General features: G+C 35.4%; 19 protein-coding genes and 1 tRNA gene. 6 read left to right on the top strand and 14 right to left on the bottom strand.

Features of this window, described 5'->3' with window-relative positions; genetic code table 11:
• Positions 1-295: 295 nt before the first annotated feature.
• Positions 296-1,858 (top strand): recombinase family protein, encoded by a 1,563-nt coding sequence (locus H8R22_RS04875; protein WP_187009576.1) that lies wholly within the window; start codon positions 296-298, stop codon positions 1,856-1,858.
• Here the strand turns inward: H8R22_RS04875 and H8R22_RS04870 are convergent.
• The 14 genes from H8R22_RS04870 to H8R22_RS04805 all read right to left on the bottom strand — a co-directional run bounded on the left by H8R22_RS04870 (position 1,821) and on the right by H8R22_RS04805 (position 14,147).
• Positions 1,821-1,892, bottom strand: a tRNA-Glu gene (locus H8R22_RS04870). The two genes, H8R22_RS04875 and H8R22_RS04870, sit on opposite strands and share 38 nt — an antisense overlap.
• A gap of 209 nt (positions 1,893-2,101) precedes the next feature.
• Positions 2,102-4,369 carry a multicopper oxidase domain-containing protein gene (locus tag H8R22_RS04865; protein ID WP_187008664.1) on the bottom strand — a complete coding sequence of 756 codons (2,268 nt, stop codon included), beginning with the start codon at positions 4,367-4,369 and terminating at the stop codon, positions 2,102-2,104.
• Entirely contained in the window at positions 4,359-4,841 is a 483-nt protein-coding gene (locus H8R22_RS04860) for a DUF305 domain-containing protein (protein WP_187008665.1), read from the bottom strand. The genes H8R22_RS04865 and H8R22_RS04860 overlap by 11 nt, the downstream gene beginning before the upstream one ends.
• A gap of 17 nt (positions 4,842-4,858) precedes the next feature.
• The gene (locus tag H8R22_RS04855; RefSeq protein WP_187008666.1) at positions 4,859-7,399 is read right to left on the bottom strand and encodes a heavy metal translocating P-type ATPase; all 2,541 of its coding nucleotides are present in this window, start codon (positions 7,397-7,399) and stop codon (positions 4,859-4,861) included.
• An 86-nt stretch (positions 7,400-7,485) separates the two neighbouring features.
• The gene (locus H8R22_RS04850; protein ID WP_187008667.1) at positions 7,486-8,046 is read right to left on the bottom strand and encodes a helix-turn-helix domain-containing protein; all 561 of its coding nucleotides are present in this window, start codon (positions 8,044-8,046) and stop codon (positions 7,486-7,488) included.
• Positions 8,047-8,126: 80 nt separating this feature from the next.
• A complete protein-coding gene (locus tag H8R22_RS04845) occupies positions 8,127-8,816 on the bottom strand; it encodes a DUF3347 domain-containing protein (protein ID WP_187008668.1) in 690 nt (229 codons plus the stop codon).
• A gap of 50 nt (positions 8,817-8,866) precedes the next feature.
• Positions 8,867-9,670 carry a hypothetical protein gene (locus tag H8R22_RS04840; protein WP_187008669.1) on the bottom strand — a complete coding sequence of 268 codons (804 nt, stop codon included), beginning with the start codon at positions 9,668-9,670 and terminating at the stop codon, positions 8,867-8,869.
• Positions 9,671-10,195: a heavy-metal-associated domain-containing protein gene (locus H8R22_RS04835; protein WP_187008670.1), complete on the bottom strand. Its 525-nt coding sequence runs from the start codon at positions 10,193-10,195 to the stop codon at positions 9,671-9,673.
• Position 10,196: 1 nt separating this feature from the next.
• A complete protein-coding gene (locus H8R22_RS04830) occupies positions 10,197-10,679 on the bottom strand; it encodes a TlpA family protein disulfide reductase (protein ID WP_187008671.1) in 483 nt (160 codons plus the stop codon).
• 29 nt (positions 10,680-10,708) lie between these two features.
• Entirely contained in the window at positions 10,709-11,545 is an 837-nt protein-coding gene (locus H8R22_RS04825; RefSeq protein WP_187008672.1) for a DUF3347 domain-containing protein, read from the bottom strand.
• 147 nt (positions 11,546-11,692) lie between these two features.
• Positions 11,693-12,064 carry a hypothetical protein gene (locus H8R22_RS04820; protein ID WP_187008673.1) on the bottom strand — a complete coding sequence of 124 codons (372 nt, stop codon included), beginning with the start codon at positions 12,062-12,064 and terminating at the stop codon, positions 11,693-11,695.
• 98 nt (positions 12,065-12,162) lie between these two features.
• Positions 12,163-12,507, bottom strand: coding sequence for a phage holin family protein (locus H8R22_RS04815; RefSeq protein ID WP_187008674.1), 345 nt, complete (start codon positions 12,505-12,507; stop codon positions 12,163-12,165).
• A 54-nt stretch (positions 12,508-12,561) separates the two neighbouring features.
• On the bottom strand, positions 12,562-13,323 hold the full coding sequence (locus H8R22_RS04810; RefSeq protein WP_187008675.1) for an alpha/beta fold hydrolase: 762 nt from the start codon (positions 13,321-13,323) through the stop codon (positions 12,562-12,564).
• A gap of 110 nt (positions 13,324-13,433) precedes the next feature.
• A complete protein-coding gene (locus H8R22_RS04805; protein WP_187008676.1) occupies positions 13,434-14,147 on the bottom strand; it encodes a pyridoxine 5'-phosphate synthase in 714 nt (237 codons plus the stop codon).
• Between the two features lie 115 nt (positions 14,148-14,262).
• On the opposite strand from H8R22_RS04805, the gene H8R22_RS04800 reads away from it, so the two are divergent.
• From H8R22_RS04800 to H8R22_RS04780, 5 genes are all read left to right on the top strand, one after another.
• On the top strand, positions 14,263-14,919 hold the full coding sequence (locus H8R22_RS04800; protein WP_187008677.1) for a CBS domain-containing protein: 657 nt from the start codon (positions 14,263-14,265) through the stop codon (positions 14,917-14,919).
• A 74-nt stretch (positions 14,920-14,993) separates the two neighbouring features.
• Positions 14,994-15,878 (top strand): NAD kinase, encoded by an 885-nt coding sequence (locus H8R22_RS04795; protein ID WP_187008678.1) that lies wholly within the window; start codon positions 14,994-14,996, stop codon positions 15,876-15,878.
• Positions 15,879-16,047: 169 nt separating this feature from the next.
• Entirely contained in the window at positions 16,048-16,731 is a 684-nt protein-coding gene (gene porG / locus H8R22_RS04790) for a type IX secretion system protein PorG (RefSeq protein WP_187008679.1), read from the top strand.
• A gap of 3 nt (positions 16,732-16,734) precedes the next feature.
• Entirely contained in the window at positions 16,735-17,475 is a 741-nt protein-coding gene (locus tag H8R22_RS04785; RefSeq protein ID WP_187008680.1) for an isoprenyl transferase, read from the top strand.
• Entirely contained in the window at positions 17,408-20,137 is a 2,730-nt protein-coding gene (locus H8R22_RS04780; RefSeq protein ID WP_187008681.1) for a BamA/OMP85 family outer membrane protein, read from the top strand. Before H8R22_RS04785 ends, H8R22_RS04780 begins: the two co-directional genes overlap by 68 nt.
• The last annotated feature ends 28 nt before the right edge of the window (positions 20,138-20,165 follow it).

Below are 20,165 nucleotides of genomic sequence, written 5' to 3'. Positions count from 1 at the left end.
TACCTCTCACTGCAACATTGGAAGCCCGACTTGTTTACCTGATTAATTTAGTCAGTACAAAACGAGTTAGGCGATGCAGGAGAGAAAAGAAATAGAAAAAATACCTATCGAGGAAGCAATGGAGCTTCTCCGTGAGGTCGGTATTGACGTGGAACAGGAAACAGCCGAACTGATTATGGAGTTTTTGTACAACCTCACAATGATAATTATCCGTGAATGCTTTGACACCGAATGATTTATTTTGTAATTTAGCTAATCCCACACAAAGTCAATACCCACTTAAAAATGATTAGCTATGAAAAGAGCCGATTTATACATACGTGTTTCCACCGATGAACAAGCGGACAAGGGATATTCACAGCGTGACCAAGAGGAACGCCTGAAAAGATACTGTGCAACCAATAAGATTGCTGTTGGGCAGGTTATTTATGAAGACCATTCCGCCAAGACCTTTAACCGTCCCGAATGGACAAGATTATTGAACAGCCTTAAAAAGAGAAGTTCAAAAACTGACCTTATCCTGTTTACCAAATGGGACAGGTTCAGCCGTAATGCTGGCGATGCTTATCAAATGATTAGCACACTCAACAAACTTGGTATAGAGCCACAGGCGGTAGAACAGCCGTTAGACCTCTCCATTCCCGAAAACAAGATGATGCTTGCCATATATCTTTCTGCTCCCGAAGTAGAGAATGACCGCAGAGCATTGAATACGTTCTACGGTATGCGTAGGGCAAGGAAAGAGGGGCGTTTGATGGGTAGAGCACCTTTTGGATATATCAATAGAAGCAAAGAGGACGGACGAAAATACATTGCTCCGAAAGAACCTGAAGCAACAGCTATGCTGTGGGCTTTCAACGAAATAGCCAAAGGCGTGTTTGCCTGTGACCAAGTACGGCAAAAAATGAATAAGTTGCACAAGACAACTATAAGCCGAAGTGCATTTCACGTTGCCGTACGCAATCCGCTGTACTACGGTAAGATATTCATTGCCAAATTCAAGGACGAAGAAGCACATTTGGTGCAGGGTCAGCACGAACCACTTATATCCAAAGACCTCTTTGATAGGGTACAACTGATATTGGACGGAAACAAAAGGGTAGAACGTCCCAATACCAAAATACTTTCAGACGAGAACTTGCCCCTACGTGGTTTCTTGGTATGTCCCGAATGCGGTCGCAACCTAACGGGAAGTGCTTCCAAAGGAAGAACAAGCCGTTATTACTACTATCATTGTGTTTCCTCTTGTGGCTTTCGTCAAAAAGCCGAATTAGCCAACGATATTTTTGAAAAGAGTATGCGACAGTTTGCGTTGAACGGTACTTCTCAAATAGTAAAAAGACTTCTGTTGGACAACTACAAGAAATTCGCAAAAAATCCGTTTGACGAAAAGAAACAGATTGCACAGGAAATAGATAAACTGAATGCAAGGTTATCAGTAGCACGCAACAAACTGCTGTCTGAAATTATTGATGACGAGGAATATCTCGAAATCAAAGATGAGTGTAGGAAACGGATTGAGAGTTTGGAAGAACAGTTGAGCAAGGACGGTTCTGATACCAAGAAAATCAACGTAGAAAAGTCTTTGGACAGGGCTTTGAAATACATAGAAAGCATTCCTAAAATGTATAGCGAGGGCGAAATCAGAACAAGACGGGATATAATTGGTTCGATATTCCCCGAAAAATTGGAGTTTGACGGAAAAACTTATCGAACCGCTCGAATGAATGTAATCGCAAACTATATCTTTCAGATAACCAACGGATTACTCCAAAAAAAGAACAGGACAAACGAAAGTAAATTTCATTTGTCCTGTTTAGTAGCCCGTAGCGGAATCGAACCGCTCTTACATGGATGAAAACCATGCGTCCTAACCGATAGACGAACGGGCCCTGAAATATCATTTCGGGTGCAAAAGTAACACTATTTTTATCATTTGCAAATGACAAATCTAAAAACCGTAAAAGATAATCCGATTTAAGAACACAAAAAATTGTAAGTAACTCATAACAAGCATTAATATAAAAACAAGAAAAACCACTTTTTCAAATTAGTACTTTCCTAAATTTAAAAAAGTGGTCATATTTAGATCTAAAGCAACTTAATAATTCACATTCACTCCAAACCCTATCCCCATATCACTATCATAATGCGTGGTGAAACCAATATTTTTTCCAGCAATATATTTTAAACCGGCCATGTATTCTTTGTCGGTATTAACCATAAATGCAGCTCGTAGTCGTTTGGAAACCGGAATATCTTCTCGCATTAACTGAAAACGAATGTTTCCATCATGATATACCTCAGCTTGTGCTGTTATTAACAATGGTAATGTATAAGCAACTCCTAAACTTACTTGGATACGTTTGTCCTTAGTACTTTTTTGACCAAAAAGATTTTCCTCTACCTCATTCCTTCCTAACTTTCTATAGCGCGCATCAAAACCTACAAAAGGCATGAACCATTGATTTCTTCCGATATATCTTCCAATATGGGTTTCGGACTCGTAACCATGATCATCATGATACCCTAAACGCCATTCTGTACCAAAACTCCAACGCGCATTTTGCAACATGGCTTGCCCATCATTTCCGTTGGTAGCAAAATCATTTTCTGCCATAAAGTGTAACCCGTTACTCTCTGACTGTAATTTTTTATAAGCAGCTGCTTTGTCTGGTAATAAGGGATTAGGAGCTGAATTTTCATAACTAAATACTCTATTCATTCCTGACATCATGTGATACAAAATATGACAATGAAAAAACCAATCGCCATCGACATTAGCATTAAATTCTATCGTGTCCGTTTCCATCGGCATAATGTCTAAAACGTTTTTTAATGGCGCATAATCGCCTTGACCGTTTAATACTCTAAAGTCATGTCCGTGAAGATGCATAGGATGGCGCATCATGGAATTATTATATAAAACAATACGAACGTTTTCTCCTTTTTTAATTAAAATTTTATCGGTTTCAGAAAGTACTTTATTGTCCATGCTCCACAAATAGCGGTTCATGTTTCCTGTTAATTCAAAACGCAATTCTCGAACAGGAGCATCTTTTGGCAAGGTGGTGACTTGTGGTGCTTTTAGCATACTGTAATTCAATGTAGTAATGTCTGTAGAAGCCATAGCATGAGCGGACTGATCCATTTTAGGCTCTTGCATTTCCATTTTCATTTTCATTTTCATTCCACCTGATTTTCCATGCATCATGATAGGTGCTTGACCGCTAATCTCAGGATACATTACTGTATTCATATCCATCTTTTGCAGGCTCATTTGCATACCCATATCATTCATGGTACCATTCATATTCATCATGTCATTCATCATCTTCATTCCTTCGAAATACTTTAACTTCGGTAACGGATCGATCAATTGCTTGATTCCGCCTCCTATATACAGAGAAGCTGATTTTGTTCTATCTTCAGGAGTAGCTAAAAATTCATAGGAAGTATTCTTGGCGGGAATAGTCACAACCACATCATAAGTCTCTGACACTCCTATAATCAATCGGTCCACTTCAACAGGATCTACATCATTCCCGTCATTAGCAACGACAGTGATTTTTCCTCCTGCATAGGTAAGCCAAAAGTAAGAGGAAGCGCCTGCATTAGAAATGCGCAGTCGTACCTTATCACCTGCTTTAAATTGAGAAAGCTGACTCTCATTTTCTCCATTTATCAAAAATTTATCATAGTACACATCACTTACGTCCATCGCCAGCATGCGCTTCCATTCGTTATTTAATTTTGTTTTAAAATGACCCGCACTAATTGCTTCGGCATAACTTTGTGTCGTTCCTTTTTTTATGGCAAACCAGTCTGAAGCGTTGTGCAACATGCGATGTACATTGTCCGGATCGTAATCGGTCCATTCGCTTAAAACAACCGGAATTTGAGGAATATCATCAATCCCCTTTCTAAAGGTTGGATCATCAGATTTTTTATTCAAAATTAAAGCCCCATACATCCCTATTTGCTCTTGCATACCAGAATGGCTATGATACCAATGCGTACCGCTTTGCACCACGGGAAAACTATACTTGTGGGTAGTATGTGGTGCAATTGGCATTTGAGTTAGATACGGCACACCATCCTCTTTATTGGGTAAAAACAAGCCGTGCCAATGCAAAGATGTTCCTACCTCCATTTCGTTATGGACATAGATTTCGGCTATATCTCCCTCCGTAAATGTTAATGTTGGCATGGGAATTTGGCCATTTACAGCAATGGCATGTTTGTCTTTGCCTGTGAAATTAACTATCGTGTCTTTAACATACAAATCGTATCGTACTACTTTTTGACCTATTGACTTATTAGCTAGGAATAAAAACACGACGAAAATTATTATTTTATTATTTATCATTTTCTAATCTTTTTAAAATCATTTTCATTTCCTCGATTTCTTTCCTTTGAGCTGTTATAATATCGTTAGCAAGCTTTTTAACTTCGGGATCTTTTATATCCGCTCGTTCACTTGTCAAGATTGCTATTGAATGATGAGGAATCATTCCTTTTAACCATAATACATCACCAACAATTGGTTTTTGAACCCTAACAAGGAATAAAGCAGCACTAAATAAAATCAAACTTCCCAATAATATTGCTGTGCTCTTCTTTGTGTTATTGTACATCCCCCACATAAACAAAAGCATTATAACTGCCATTGTGGAGATACCCAAACAGGTCATGTAAAATCTAGTAAGGCTAAAATACACGTGGTCTATCGAATAGGTATTCAGATACATTGTAACATACATCGCTACAAATGACAAACCTAACATCAAGAAAAATCTTGTGTATTTATTACTTTTAGTATGTTCATTTTCTTTTTCCATAATACTGTGTTTTATAATTATATATTAATTCTTCTCAGTCGTAAGGCATTCGCAATGACGGAAACCGAGCTAAAACTCATTGCCAGCGCCGCGATCATTGGCGAAAGCAAAATCCCAAAAAAAGGATACAAAACTCCTGCTGCAATTGGTATTCCAAGGACATTGTAAAAGAAGGCAAAAAATAAATTTTGATTAATATTTTTCATTACTGCGTGACTCAATTTTTTGGCTTTAACGATTCCTTGTAAATCACCCTTAACAAGAGTTATTTTAGCACTTTCAATCGCTACATCCGTCCCTGTTCCCATAGCGATACCAATGTCGGCTTGTGCCAAAGCTGGCGCATCGTTTATTCCATCACCTGCCATAGCAACAATTTTACCTTCGGACTGTAAATTTTTAATTTCTCTCAATTTGTCTTCAGGCAAACAGCTCGCTTTAAAGGAGGTCAAACCTATTGCATCAGCAACAGCTTTTGCCGTGTTTTCGTTATCGCCTGTCAGCATAATTACTTCTACACCCTCACTCATTAATTTTTCAATTGCTTCTTTACTAGATGCTTTAATCGCATCGGAAATCGATACAAAACCAACTCCCACACCATCCTTAGCAATGTACGAGACTGTCTTTCCTAGTTTTTGTTCAGCGATAATACTTGATTCTAAATCGGCAGTAATTGTCGCTCCCACTTCATCCATTAACTTTTTGTTTCCTAGCGAAACTTTTTTTCCATTTACGGTTCCAACAACACCTTTCCCTGTAACGGCTTCAAAGTTTTTGGCTTCAACTACACTTACTTTTTTGGTTTTGGCATAATTTACAATGGCTTGCGCCAAAGGGTGTTCACTATATTGATTTAGCGATGCGATGAGTTGCAGTAACTCGTCTTCATTATTACTCGTTGCAAAAACTTTTTCAACTGATGGTTTTCCTTCTGTTATCGTTCCCGTTTTATCTGTAATCAAAACATTAATCTTATTCATATTTTCTAATGCTTCGGCGTTTTTGATCAAAACTCCCGATTGCGCTCCTTTACCTACTCCCACCATTACTGACATAGGCGTTGCTAATCCTAAAGCACAAGGACAAGCAATAATTAAAACGGCAACGGCATTAATAAACCCATAAATCAATGCATTAGGCTCTGGTCCAAACTTTGCCCAAATGAAAAAGGTAAGCACAGACACTCCAACTACTATAGGAACAAAATACTTAGCTATTCTATCGGCTAGTTTTTGAATAGGTGCTCGGGAGCGACTCGCATCGTTCACCATTTGTACAATTTGTGAAAGCAGTGTTTCTGATCCTATTTTCTCTGCTACCATAACAAAGGACCTATTACCATTAATTGTTCCTGCAATAACGGCATCATCTTCATTTTTATCAACTGGAATGGGCTCTCCAGAAATCATGGATTCATCTATGGTGCTGTACCCGTCAGTAATTTTACCATCGACTGGTATTTTTTCTCCTGGTTTTACACGCAAGAAGTCTCCTTTATTGATATCATGAATAGAAATTACTTTATCTTTTCCCTCTATCACTATAGTTGCCTCAGTAGGGGCTAATTTCAATAATTCCTTGATCGCACCACTAGTTTTGCTGTGCGCTTTTGCTTCTAGTAGTTGCCCAAGTAAAACTAATGTTAAAATTACTGTTGTTGCTTCAAAGTATAAATGAACTGTTCCCATCTCTGTTTTAAACTCCTGCGGAAAGATTTCTGGAAAGAACAATCCAATGACGCTAAATAAAAAGGCTACCCCCGAACCAATTCCGATAAGAGTAAACATATTTAAATTCCATGTGACTACTGATTTCCAAGCACGGACAAAAAACATCCATGCGGCATAAAAAACGACTGGAAGCGATAAAGCAAACTGCACCCAATTCCATTGTGAATGATCCATAACCTGCATCAAAGGATTATTGGGGATCATATCTGACATGGCGATGATAAAAATAGGTAATGTAAAGACGCTTGCTATTTTCATCTTGCGCAGCAAATCCAAGTATGTTTTATTATCCTCTGATTCCGTAGGTTTCATTGGTACTAAATCCATTCCGCAAATTGGGCAATCACCTGGAGCATCTTGAACAATTTCGGGGTGCATAGGGCAAGTGTACTGTTGTCTTACGTTAAGAACGGGTTGTTGCACTAAGTCCATACCGCAAACAGGACAATCTCCTGCTTTGTCATATACCTTGTCGCCCTCGCAAAACATAGGACAATAAAACTTTCCTGGCGCTGTATGATGGTGCTGATCTGATTTATCATTCGTAGACGTGGTGCTACAACAGGACTTTTTTGTAACAGCTTGCATCTCCGAATCAGAATGGCCGTGCCCTCCATTAGAAATCATTTCGATCGTATAATTCCCTGCTACACTTAAAGCTTCTTGCATTTGAGCAGTAGGAACGTGCTTTTCCATAGTGATTGTTGCAGTTGCATCCTCTAATAAAACCGAAGCTTCAACACCTTCAATTGCATTCAACGTTTTTTCTACTTTGGTTCGGCAACCATTGCAACTCATTCCTGTAATTATATATTTATGTGTCATATGTACGCACTTTTAATTATTTTTAACAAATTTCGGAATAAAAACAGGCAAAAGCGTTACACAATTATGGAAAGCATTTACATGATTTATAAAGCATCTAATTGTTTGCGCGCCACTTTATTGGATATTTTAAATGCAGTAGGTGTAATACCTGTAGTCTTTTTAAACTGATTACTCAAATGTCCCACCGTACTATAATGTAACTGATGGGCAATTTCACTCAATGTCAATTCATTGTACAGTAACAACTCTTTTACTCTTTCAATCTTTTGAGCAATAAAATAATGCTCGATAGTGACTCCTTCGTTTTCCGAAAAAAGAGTACTGATAGCACCATAATCTTGTAGCAGCTCCGCCGACAAATAGGTAGACAAATTAATTTTAGGCTTTACATTTTGATAATGTACCAGATCTACAATCAGGTTTTTAATACGCGCAATAGTTTGACTGGTTTTATCATCCAGCAATTCAAAACCAAGAGTCTTTAAATTTTTGGAAAGCTCTTCTTTTTCTTCTTCCTCTAAAGTACGATTGAGCTCAACCACTCCAAGCTGTATGTCAGAATACGGAATATTCATACTATCAAGCTCTTTTTTTACTGCCGTTTCGCAACGACCGCAAACCATATTTTTTATATATAAATTCATGTAAAATCTATTTTTACCAAAAAATCCTAACTTTATTATAAAGATAGGATTTTTTAAGATTGTATAAAAATTTGGGAATATTATTGAATTTCTTTTATCATTCCGCCACACTCTAACATTTCAGATCCATAATATGGATTTCTAATTTCCTTAAGTTCACTTATCCAATAGCCATTTTTACCTTCATTATACATAGGACAATAATCTTGGTAAAGCTTTTTATTTGATCCAAAAACAGCTACTAAATCCGTTATATCATTGCTTAAATTTGCAAATGCTGCTCTTTGAACATCGATCTTACCTGTATTATCTGCAATAATAGCAGATTGCTTGGCTGCACTTGCAGCAATAGCAGCATATTTATCTTTTAAGTTTGCATTCACTTTAGAAGCATCAGTAGTACTTACAGTGGTGCTCATTTTTTTTGCTAAAGTGGCAGACAATTTAGAATCATCTTTTGCTAAAGCATTTTTTACAGCTAAATAATCAGCAACAATTGCATCAGTAGAAAGTGAAGCTTTTACTTCGGCACTAACTGGAGTTGTTTTTTCAACTTTTTCTTTCTCAGCCTCGGGTTTAACTACTTCTAAGTTCATCCCACATTCTGTGCAAACGTCTCCCTTTTTTCCAGTAATTTCAGGATGCATAGGGCAGGAAAATTGCTCTGCGCTTGTTTCAACTGCAACTTCATCAGTATCTTGTTTAGCCTCTTGCTTACAACTTACCATTACCAGTCCAAAAAGGACTGCTGAAAGAATTATTTTTTTCATTTTGATAAAATTTAAAAAGTTTTTTATTGTGTACTAGGTCTGGTTTTTAATTAATTCGTCACATTAAAAAAAGTATATTCTAGCTTAACCAGAACACTATTACTAGAGATACGATTCATATCACTATAAATTTGCTGTCTGTAAGCTAAATCAATTCTTGCTTGGCTATTAATTATAAACTGTAGCGAAGGTACGACGTCTAAATAAGATTTCCCATTTTCATTTAAGCGTTGTCCTAAAAATTCGACCATAGCATTTACATTCGTTTGCTTAAAGCTGGTGTACTCCTTAGGGTGTAGTAGCTGACCTATAGAGAGTGTATAATTCATTGCACTGTTACTTTGCAGACTTGGGAATTGATACGTATTATTGTTTAGCGCTCGCTCATAACTTAATGAGGTACTAATAGCTGTTTTATTAATCAACTTAGTAGCAACAATTCCCGTTTCATAACCTGAGTTCATCCCTAGGGTTTCTATTTCCTCCTGATCAATGGGAGCATTGTTCGTACTGACTCTTCCGTATGCCGCTAATCTAAAATGACTATGAAGGTCATCACTGGAAAAAAATCGATATTTTGCGTAGAGACTACCACCTTGAAACATTAAATCTCCCTGCCGGTTATTTAAAAAAGCAGTTGCATGTATCATCCAGTTCCTATCTACACCCCACATTACCTCAGGCATATTATGATAATTAGTACCACCTTCGTTTTTAAATGTTAACATATTAGTATTTCGAACACCTATTGAACCTGCAGGCATATTACTTGCAGGCTCCGTCATTACAAATAATTCTTGAGCATTTACTTGAAAAGAAAATAATGTCAAAAATAGCATTACAAAATATTTCATTTAGATTGATTTTATTAAATAGGTGTTTTCTTGAGCTACGACATCAGCATATTTGGCTTGCAGTTTAGCTGATTTTTTAAATTCTTTTTTGGTAACAAACCCTTCGTTTAGAACTTGAACTCTTACAGGACCATTAACTGATTTTTCACCACCGTTAACAAAAATATAACTACCGCTTTGCTTTGTGATTTTTTGACTTTCTGTAATTTTTACAGTTCCTAAATCAATAGTTAACACCATTGATCCAATAAAAAACCCAGTTTTCTCCACACTTTCTTTTAAAGTATTTGCAGTGTAAGCGCTATTATCCTTCAGCGTAACTACAAACGTATTTGTGTTCAAATCAGTACTAACATTTTCAACCTCAGCCATAGACTTCAATTGTTTATTAATCGCATTAGAGCACATAGAACAAGTTAAACCCGTAGCAATTATTTCAGCTTTTGAGATTTGTGCTTTAGAGGGCAGACTTAGTAGTAAAACGAAAGCCGTTAATAGGATAGTTTTTAATTTTATATTTTTCATATTATTTTTTATTAATTAGTTGTACAATTTCTTCCTCTGTTGGGTTGATCATTACTAAGGCCCCTGAACTATCAAATAAATAAGAGCTAGGCAGTTGTTCGACGCCAAAAAGCAAAGCAGACTTGGCATCAAACCCATTAGGATCTAACAGTTGCACATATTCTAGTTTATCTTTTGCAATCGCATTAGTCCATTTCAGTTTGTCGGTATCGACAGATATAGCCACAACTTCAAATTGTTTTGATTTATACTGATTGTAAAAAGGAGCCATTCTTTTGTTAGCTACTCTACACGGAGCGCACCATGAAGCCCAAAAATCGACCAAAACAACTTTTCCTTGATAGGATTGTAAATCGATTGCTACGTCTTTATTATTCTGCAGTTGAATTTCTGGCAATTTGTCCCCTATTTTTAGTTGACCAAATGCAGTTGAAAAAACGGAAAACAGAGAAAACACGAGAATAAGATTTTGTATTTTAAACATAAAGCATTAATTTAAATAGTCTACCTATGTTAATTAATAGTCTCAACAGTAGAACCACAAGTTAACATTGATGCACCATAATAAGGGTTTTTCACTGCTGCTTCTTTACTTAACCAGTTCGCTTTTACCATAGGACAATATTGATAGTAGGTGGTAGTATGTGATTTTGACACTTTCATCAATTCATACACATTAGTAGACACTGTTTTGAAAGCAGCTCTTTGTTTTTTAACATCGGTATTTGAGGCTATATCTTTAGTATCTGCCATCAAATCTTTCATTACCTTCATCCACACCATATGGACATCCATAGGTAATTTATCCATTTGAACGGCTTCTAATGCTACAAGCATCTCTTTGGCTTTAGAAGCTGCAGTAGCTGGATCTGTTTTAACCAATGCGTCCTTCAATGAAAAATAGCTTGTATATACGGCCTCTAACTGATTTCCTGTTATTTGCGTTTCTACTATTGTATTAGACGGAACGTGTTCGCTTTCCTTATGATTCATTGTAACCTCTTGTTTAGCTTCACGATCATATTGACAACATTCGTGTAACGAATTGTACTTACTATCTGGCGCTAAGAACTTATCGCTGTCGTATCCTTCTAAAGCAATTCGCTTTAAGATTTCATCAGTATTTGTTTTGTTCGAATCATAAGTCAAAGTTGCCATACGGGTATCTTGATCCCATATCACTTCAGCTGTTTTCTTGACGTTTCCTGCCTTTTCTATATTGGCTTTGCACATTTCACAGTTGCCAAATATTTTAATTGTTTCTGTTTTTTTATTTTTTATTTGCGCGTTGATACTTACTGTAGATAGCAATACTAGTAGTGCTAACACTATTGATTTTAATGTTTTCATGATTTATTATTTAATTTAAAGGAATAAAATAAAAAGCACTAATAGATATAAAAACTATTACGTCTTATTATTAATCGAAAAAAGGGAAATGATTGTAAAGCACATTTGCTTTAAAATTGACGCACTATTGGCTGTCAAGGAAATTAACTAGCCTATTTTGGGAATAAGCCAAATAGAAGTAAACCCATCAGATAGGGAAAAAGTAATATATTCTACTGTTTGTTTTTCAGTATTAAAGTTGAATACTGTTTCTTGAACCTCAAAATTATAATTGGAGTAAATCGCTGTATTTACAGATGAATTAGAGGTACACATGCCCATTCCGCATTTTCCCGTACACCCTTTTTCTTTCTTCGATTTAGAATGAGATGTTGTATCACAACAGTCTTTTTTCTTTGTTTTTGAAGTCATCTCCATACCATATGAAGAAACGTTTTTAGTGGTACCACAAGCAATAGCATTACTTGGCATCATAAAGATACCAAGCAAGACTATTAATATAATGTGGAATTTTTTCATTTTCTTATTTGAGAGTACAAAGTTACCGTAAATGATCGAATTCTGTTTTAAAAATATGTTAAATGAGTTAAAACAATTCGTATCAGTAACAGTAGTTACTATTTGTTCTCGCCTAATAGAGCATAAAGTATCGACTGCGATAACGACAAAATGATACTGAATAATAATGCTGTAAAAAAAGAATCAACACCAAAACCGCCCACAATAGTATCACAGAGCAAAATAATAATCGCATTGATTACCAATAAAAACAAACCTAAAGTAACAAAAGTAACAGGTAAGGTTAGCAGCACCAATATAGGTTTAATAAAGATATTAAGTAAACCTAGTACAACGGCAACTATAATTGCTGTCGCAAATCCACTTACATGTACTCCCGTCATGAAATTTGCAATCAGTAAAACTAAGGCCGATGTAACGAGAATTCTAATTAATAATTTCATAGTTTTCGTTTTATAAATTTTATTAAATATAATATTATTTTTGAAGAATAGCTTTTATTTCAAAAAGGAGAGCGTTAAATCATAAAACATCTGTGGATCCTCAGCATGAAGCCAATGCCCAGCATTTGGAATTGTTTCAAATATAGCTTGTGGAAAATACTTTTTTATGTCGGCAAAATCACTGTCTACTATGTAATTAGATTTAGCGCCACGAATGAAAAGTGTTGGTTTATCAAAACTTAGATCTGATGGTAAGGCAACTCCTATTTCATCTAGTTTTTGATTGAATGAAGCTAGATTAAAACGAAAGGCTAATTGTCCTGGCTCTTGCCAATACAAGCTTTTCATTAAAAATTGACGCGTTCCAAAATCGGTAATATAACTCTCTAGAATAGTCTCAACATCGGAACGACTTGGCTTTTCAGCAAAATTGACTGCGTTCAATCCCTCTAAGATCGTTTGATGGTGTTGCGGATAAAACTTAGGACCAATATCAGCAATGATTAGTTTATTCACCAAATTTGGATATTTAGTTGCAAAAAGCATGGCCGTTTTACCTCCCATAGAATGACCTAACAAATCAATACTGCTTAGTTTATGACCTACACAGTAGTCGTGAACATCCTGAGCCAAGAGTTCATAATTGAATTCTAGTGACTGCAAGCTACGACCGTGATTACGGAGATCTAGCAGATGAACTTCAAAACCAACTTCGGATAATTTGCCTCCTATGGTTTTCCAATTGTCTGACATTCCTAAAAATCCATGTAGAATTAAAAGTGGTTTTCCGGTTCCTTCTATTTTTGAATACAGCATATTTTTGGGTTTGTGAGCGCGTAAGATTTGAGATTAAGAGGAGGACAGCCAGTGGCTGTCAGGTATTTTAAAAAAAATCCTCTTTCAAAACGTAGTTCGCACCAATTATTTTATTTTAATTTTTGCAAATACATATTTACGACGTTTTCTAATCCTAGATACAACGACTCTGCGATGAGCGCATGACCTATAGAGACTTCAAGTAGTCCCGGAATATTTTGTTTAAAAAACTGAATGTTATCTAAACTTAAATCATGTCCAGCATTGATCCCAAGCTCTAATTCGTTGGCTAATAATGCTGCTGCAATATATGGCTCGATACCTTTTTGATCACCAAGACCATATTTATGTGCAAAGGCCTCAGTATATAACTCGATGCGATCTGTACCCGTTTTTTTTGCGCCCTCGATCATGTCTAAGCGTGGATCAACAAAAATAGAAGTTCGGATTCCGTTGCGCTGAAACTCCTGAATCATCTCAGTTAAATACGCTTGATTGTGAACGGTATCCCATCCTGCAGATGAAGTTATGGCACCAATGGCATCCGGAACAAGTGTAACCTGTTCTGGTTTACACTCTAGTACTAAATCGATAAAATTGTGCTGCGGATTTCCTTCGATATTGAACTCGGTATAGACCACTGCTTTTAAATCCCGAGCATCTTGGTACCTTATGTGACGCTCATCTGGGCGAGGGTGAATGGTAATTCCTTGCCCTCCAAATTTTTGAATATCGGTGGCTACTTTTAGCAAATCGGGTACATTTCCTCCACGAGCATTTCGCAAAGTAGCTATTTTATTGATGTTAACACTTAACTTTGTCATTGGAACAATTTTTGATTAGTTGTAACTGTTTTAATAGCACAAAAATACAAAGTAAAAGGTAGGCGATTTTGCCTTTTTTTGATTATTTTGCATAAAAATTGAGGATTTAACGAAGATGGAAATTACAAACTACATAACGACTGATTACAAAGCTATTGACAGCCAAGAAACTATTGCCGCAGTCAAGGATTTTTTTGACGATTTGAACTTTTCCCATTTTCCAGTGGTAGAAGAGGGCGTATATATAGGAAGCATCGTGGCCGAAGATATAGAAACATTTGAGGACGGGAAAAAAGTAGTAGACTACAAATACAGTCTAGAGTCCTTTTTTACGCGTAAAGATGCCATTTGGCTAGAGGTTCTAGAAGTTTTTGCAAAAAACCATTCTAATTTAATTCCGGTTCTGGATGAAAACAATGGGTATGTAGGTTATTATGAAATTGATGACATCATGACTTTCTTCCATCAGACTACCTTCTTAAAAGAACAAGGCAGCATCATTAAAGTCAAAAAGAATACTCAAGATTACTCCATGGGACAAATTGCTCAAATTGTGGAGAGTAACAATGGGAAACTTTTGGGATTATTCATTTCAGATTCTGATTTAAATAGCGTGGAAGTAACTATTAAAATAAGTACTGGTGCCATAAATGAAATAATACAGACTTTTAGAAGGTATAATTATGAAATTACCTCAGAGCATTATGAAGATGATTATATTAATAATTTAAAGGAACGGTCTGATTATCTTGACAAGTACCTTAATATGTAGATCAAAAGAATGATTATTATTTAAAGGTGATAACTTACAATTATTTATAATCGAAACGTTTCAAAAACAACACAATGAAAATAGCCATTTACGGTCAATATTATCAAAACAGTACGGAACCTATTATTAGAGATATATTTGTCTTTTTTAATAAAAACAATGTGGACTTAGTTATTGAAGCTAATTTTCTTGAGTTGCTGTATGAAAAAGATATCATCAAGAAAGAATACAAAACTTTTTCATCACATACAGAATTAGATAATAGTTTTGACGTCGTGGTTAGCATTGGCGGAGATGGCACTATATTGAGAGCGGCTACTTTAGTACGAGACTCCGGCATTCCTATCTTAGGTATTAATGCGGGACGACTTGGTTTTTTAGCTACAGTTCAAAAGGAAGATATTGATAGTTTTTTACAAATAGTGATTGATAAAAAATATTCGATTTCACCAAGGACTTTGTTAAGCTTAAGTTGTGATCCACCTAATGAAGCACTGCAGGACATCAATTTTGCTATGAACGAAGTGTCTGTAAGTCGAAAGGATACGACCTCTATGATTACGATTGATACTTTTTTAAATGATGAATATTTAAATTCGTATTGGGCTGACGGCCTAATTATTTCTACACCCACAGGTTCTACTGGTTACTCCCTAAGTTGTGGAGGTCCAATATTAACTCCCGACGTTAAAAGTCTCGTAATTACTCCTATCGCTCCTCATAATTTAAATGCTAGACCGCTAGTTATTCCAGATGAAACTGTAATACGATTGAAAGTCTCCGGCCGTGAGGACAATTATTTAGTTTCATTGGACTCTAGAATTACATCTGTAGCAAATGAATCTATTCTAACTATTACTAAAACTCCCTTTCAAATAAACATGGTCGAAATCCCGGACGAGACCTTCTTAAAAACCTTACGAAGCAAATTATTGTGGGGTCAGGACAAAAGAAATTAATTCTTTTCACGACATATTATACGATTCCTGTGCCTTTTCCCGTTTCATTTTCAAGATATCAAGATTTACATTAAATTATTGTGCTAATTTTTCAAAAAAATCCACATTTAATTCAATGCGCATTGATTCGCTTTGATAATTATTATATTTGCACGCAATTTAAATTAAAATGAATAAAATTTTCAGCTTATTTATATGCCTTTTCCTAAGTTTTAGTATGCAATCACAGATACATGAACTAGGTTTTTTTTTAGGAGGAAGTAATTTTATTGGTGAGGTAGGACCTACAACATATGTTGCTCCAAACGAGCCCGCTTTAGGAATACTCTATAAATGGAATAAAAGTCCGAGACATTCGTGGCGAGTATCCTATATGCAGTCTAAAATCACATCAAATGATGCAGACTCCAAAGAACCTAGTAGAAACCAAAGAGGCTATTATTTTGAAAATAATGTAAAAGAATTATCTTTAGGTTTAGAATTTAATTTCTTTGACTTTAATTTGCATGAATTAGGACAAAAAATAACGCCTTATGTTTACAGCGGAATTACCTATTTCAAGCATGATGAATTATATGTGCTCTCAGGAAGTACTGAAAAAGACGGCAAGGAAAATGCCTTTGCAATACCAATTATATTGGGAGTAAAAGCATCAATATCTCCTAGATTAATTCTAGCTGCAGAAGTAGGTATTAGAGCAACGCTTACAGATAATATTGACGGAAGTAATCCAACAAACGAAAATTGGAGACCTTTACGTTTTGGAAATTTAAATAATAATGACTGGTATGTTCTATCAGGTTTAACGTTAACGTATACCTTTGGACAGAAACCTTGCTATTGTGCAAACTAAAAAATGGATTTACTAGATACTATAGATACTACTAATTTACCCGAACATCTAGCCATAATTATGGATGGGAATGGACGTTGGGCTAAACAGCAGGGCCTTTTACGTGCTTTCGGGCATGAAAATGGAACAAAATCCGTAAAAACAATCATCGAAACTTGTGCTAAACTAGGTATTAAGAATCTAACCCTTTATGCTTTTTCATCTGAAAACTGGAACAGACCTAAATTAGAGGTCGACACCTTAATGAAAATATTGATTAAATCGTTAAAGAAAGAATTAGTTACATTACAAAAAAATCAAATTAAATTAAATGCAATTGGTAACTTATCAAAGATGCCAGAAAAAGCACAAGTTGAGCTGCTTGATGTGATTGAAAAAACAAAAGACAACACCCATATGACCTTAACCTTGGCCTTAAGTTACGGGTCGAGAGAAGAATTAGTAAATGCAGTTAAAAGCATCAGTGATAAAGTTAAAAATAATATAATTTCAATTGACGCTATTGACGATTCAATTATAAATGAGCATCTTTACACGCAAAATTTACCGGATGTAGATTTATTAATACGAACAAGTGGTGAGCACAGGATAAGTAATTTTTTACTGTGGCAGATAGCATACGCAGAATTATATTTTACAGACGTATTATGGCCTGACTTTAAAGAACAAAATTTATATGAGGCTATTATTAGTTATCAAAAAAGAGAACGCAGATTTGGAAAAACAAGTGAACAAATTAAATAATTTTTTAGTGTTGAATAAAACTATAAAAGCAGTCCTTACCCTAGTTCTATTAGGAAGTTTTTCTCAAATGAAAGCCCAAGATAGAGTACCTTTTGATCAAGGTAAAAAATACATTTTAGCCGATGTAAACCTTACTACTAAAATCAGTTTTAATGATCAAACCGTAGTAACATTTGCAGGTCTTGAAAAAGGACAACAAATAACAATTCCAGGAGAAGAAATAAGTGCAGCCATCAAAAAACTAGGTAAATTAGGTCTTTTTGATGAAATTAGCTTTTATATCAATCGAATAGAAAATGACAGTATTTATCTTGATTTAGATATTAAAGAACTGCCTAAGCTAAAAGAAGTAAAATTTGTTGGCGTTAAAAAAGGTAAAGTTGAAGCCCTTATAAAAGACAACAGTTTAACCAAAGGTAAAGTTGTTAACGAAAATTTAATCACTACTACCAAAAATTACATTGAAAATAAATACAAAAAAGACGGATACTACAACACAAAGGTAAACATCAATATTGTAAAAGATACCGCTTCAATCAATCAAGTCAACATGCTTGTAAGTATTGATAAAGGCGATAAAATTAAAATTAGCTCGATTGATTTTGTAGGAAACGATAAATTATCAGATAAAACATTGCGTAAAGCAATGAAAGACACGAAGCAAAAGAATCCAATTCGCATACTAAAAGCGTCTAAATTCATAAAAGCGAAATACAAAACAGATCTTGAAAAAGTCATAGCCTCTTACAAAGAGAAAGGTTATAGAGATGCCAGAATTGTTTCTGACTCTGTTACTTACAACAAAGCAAAAAACACTTTAGCAATTAAAATTAATGTAGAAGAAGGTAATAAATACTACTTTGGTAACATTAAATTTTTAGGAAACACTGTTTATCCAGATCAATTATTGAGCAGAATTTTAGGGGTAAAAAAAGGAGAAACTTACAACGGTGTTCTTTTAGAAAAAAGAATCGCAGATAAGACTAAGCCAGATGGCGAAGACATTACGAATCTGTATCAAAACAGTGGTTATTTGTTCTCTAACATTAATGCTGTAGAGGTTAAGACAGTTAATGACACCATTGATTTTGAAATTAGAGTTATGGAAGGACCACTTGCCTACTTTAATAAAATCACCGTAACAGGAAATGACAAAACAAATGATCGTGTTATTTATAGAGAATTACGAACAAAACCAGGAGAAAAATATAGTAAAGACGAATTAGTAAGAACTATTAGAGAAATTGGCCAATTAGGATTCTTTGATCCTGAAGCGATCAACCCAGCTTTTAAAAATGTAGATGCAGGCGCAGGAACAGTTGACATAGAATACCAACTTGTCGAAAAAGGTTCAAGTCAAATAGAACTTCAAGGTGGTTACGGTGGAGGTGGTTTCATTGGGACCTTAGGACTCTCTTTTAATAACTTCTCAGCAAGAAACTTATTAAATAAAAGTGCTTACAAACCATTACCTATGGGTGACGGACAAAAAGTGTCTTTAAGATTACAAGGAAGTACCTATTTCCAAACATATAGTGTTTCGTTCTCTGAACCATGGTTTGGTCAAAAGAAACCAGTACAGTTTAGCAGTTCGATTTCATACAGCAAGCAATTTTTAAATAATTTTCAAACACAACAAGTAGATAAATCTCAAAGTTTTAATATACTTACTGTTTCTGTGGGATTAGCTAAACGTTTAACTGTACCAGATGACTTTTTCGTTCTATCTCAATCTTTAAGTTACCAGTATTACGACTTGAATAACTACAACACTGGATTGTTTACCTTCGGAAATGGCTCTTCTAAAAACTTAGCATACACGGTAGGTTTATCCAGAAGCAACAAAGGTGTAAACCCGATTTTCCCAACTTATGGATCAGAATTTAGCATATCGGCTAAACTAACACCACCTTACTCTTTGTTTAATGGTATTGACTATAAAACATTAGGAGATCAAGAAGAAAATAAATTGACAAATACCGTTGACAGAGGAAATCAAGTAGATGCAAACGGAAATATAGTTAGTATTGGTGATTACATTGATGCATCTGGTAATAAAGTATTCAGTTTTACTGATGCTGCAGCAGATCCAGCAAAAGTAGATCAAAAACGATTTAACTTTTTAGAGTACTATAAAGTGAAGTTCAAAGCCGATTGGTACACTAAAGTCTACGGAAAATTCGTTCTTAGAGCATTGACTGAGTTTGGATTCTTAGGAGCCTACAATCAAGATCGAGGTTTAGTACCTTTTGAAAGGTTTTATTTAGGAGGTGATGGTATGGCAAACTTCTCAATGGATGGTAGAGAAACAATCCAATTAAGAGGATATCCTAACAACTCTTTAACGCCTATAAATGCAAGAGGAGAACAAATTGGCGCCACGGTGTACAATAAATTCTCACTAGAACTACGTTATCCAATAACTTTAAAATCATCAGCTTCAATTTATGCATTGGGATTTTTAGAAGCGGGATCATCATATGCTGATTTCAAAAGCTACAACCCATTCTCATTGAACCGATCAGCAGGTGTTGGATTACGTGTATTCATGCCAGCATTTGGACTATTAGGAATAGATTTTGGTCATGGATTTGATGCCTTACCAGGAACTACAACACCAAATGGTTGGGAAACCCATTTCATTATTGGACAACAATTTTAGGATTGCCAATAGATTTTCAAATACTATA

Source organism: Flavobacterium kayseriense, from assembly GCF_014305095.1.
GTDB lineage: Bacteria > Bacteroidota > Bacteroidia > Flavobacteriales > Flavobacteriaceae > Flavobacterium > Flavobacterium kayseriense.
The sequence above is the reverse complement of the archived record's forward strand: the minus strand, read 5'-3'. Positions and strand labels throughout refer to the sequence as shown.

Bases quoted from the DNA above. Each gene is read 5' to 3' on its own strand.
- H8R22_RS04875 (WP_187009576.1), top strand. From the start codon at position 296: ATGAAAAGAGCCGATTTATACATACGTGTTTCCACCGATGAACAAGCG.
- H8R22_RS04865 (WP_187008664.1), bottom strand. From the start codon at position 4,369: ATGATAAATAATAAAATAATAATTTTCGTCGTGTTTTTATTCCTAGCT.
- H8R22_RS04860 (WP_187008665.1), bottom strand. From the start codon at position 4,841: ATGGAAAAAGAAAATGAACATACTAAAAGTAATAAATACACAAGATTT.
- H8R22_RS04855 (WP_187008666.1), bottom strand. From the start codon at position 7,399: ATGACACATAAATATATAATTACAGGAATGAGTTGCAATGGTTGCCGA.
- H8R22_RS04850 (WP_187008667.1), bottom strand. From the start codon at position 8,046: ATGAATTTATATATAAAAAATATGGTTTGCGGTCGTTGCGAAACGGCA.
- H8R22_RS04845 (WP_187008668.1), bottom strand. From the start codon at position 8,816: ATGAAAAAAATAATTCTTTCAGCAGTCCTTTTTGGACTGGTAATGGTA.
- H8R22_RS04840 (WP_187008669.1), bottom strand. From the start codon at position 9,670: ATGAAATATTTTGTAATGCTATTTTTGACATTATTTTCTTTTCAAGTA.
- H8R22_RS04835 (WP_187008670.1), bottom strand. From the start codon at position 10,195: ATGAAAAATATAAAATTAAAAACTATCCTATTAACGGCTTTCGTTTTA.
- H8R22_RS04830 (WP_187008671.1), bottom strand. From the start codon at position 10,679: ATGTTTAAAATACAAAATCTTATTCTCGTGTTTTCTCTGTTTTCCGTT.
- H8R22_RS04825 (WP_187008672.1), bottom strand. From the start codon at position 11,545: ATGAAAACATTAAAATCAATAGTGTTAGCACTACTAGTATTGCTATCT.
- H8R22_RS04820 (WP_187008673.1), bottom strand. From the start codon at position 12,064: ATGAAAAAATTCCACATTATATTAATAGTCTTGCTTGGTATCTTTATG.
- H8R22_RS04815 (WP_187008674.1), bottom strand. From the start codon at position 12,507: ATGAAATTATTAATTAGAATTCTCGTTACATCGGCCTTAGTTTTACTG.
- H8R22_RS04810 (WP_187008675.1), bottom strand. From the start codon at position 13,323: ATGCTGTATTCAAAAATAGAAGGAACCGGAAAACCACTTTTAATTCTA.
- H8R22_RS04805 (WP_187008676.1), bottom strand. From the start codon at position 14,147: ATGACAAAGTTAAGTGTTAACATCAATAAAATAGCTACTTTGCGAAAT.
- H8R22_RS04800 (WP_187008677.1), top strand. From the start codon at position 14,263: ATGGAAATTACAAACTACATAACGACTGATTACAAAGCTATTGACAGC.
- H8R22_RS04795 (WP_187008678.1), top strand. From the start codon at position 14,994: ATGAAAATAGCCATTTACGGTCAATATTATCAAAACAGTACGGAACCT.
- porG (WP_187008679.1), top strand. From the start codon at position 16,048: ATGAATAAAATTTTCAGCTTATTTATATGCCTTTTCCTAAGTTTTAGT.
- H8R22_RS04785 (WP_187008680.1), top strand. From the start codon at position 16,735: ATGGATTTACTAGATACTATAGATACTACTAATTTACCCGAACATCTA.
- H8R22_RS04780 (WP_187008681.1), top strand. From the start codon at position 17,408: ATGAGGCTATTATTAGTTATCAAAAAAGAGAACGCAGATTTGGAAAAA.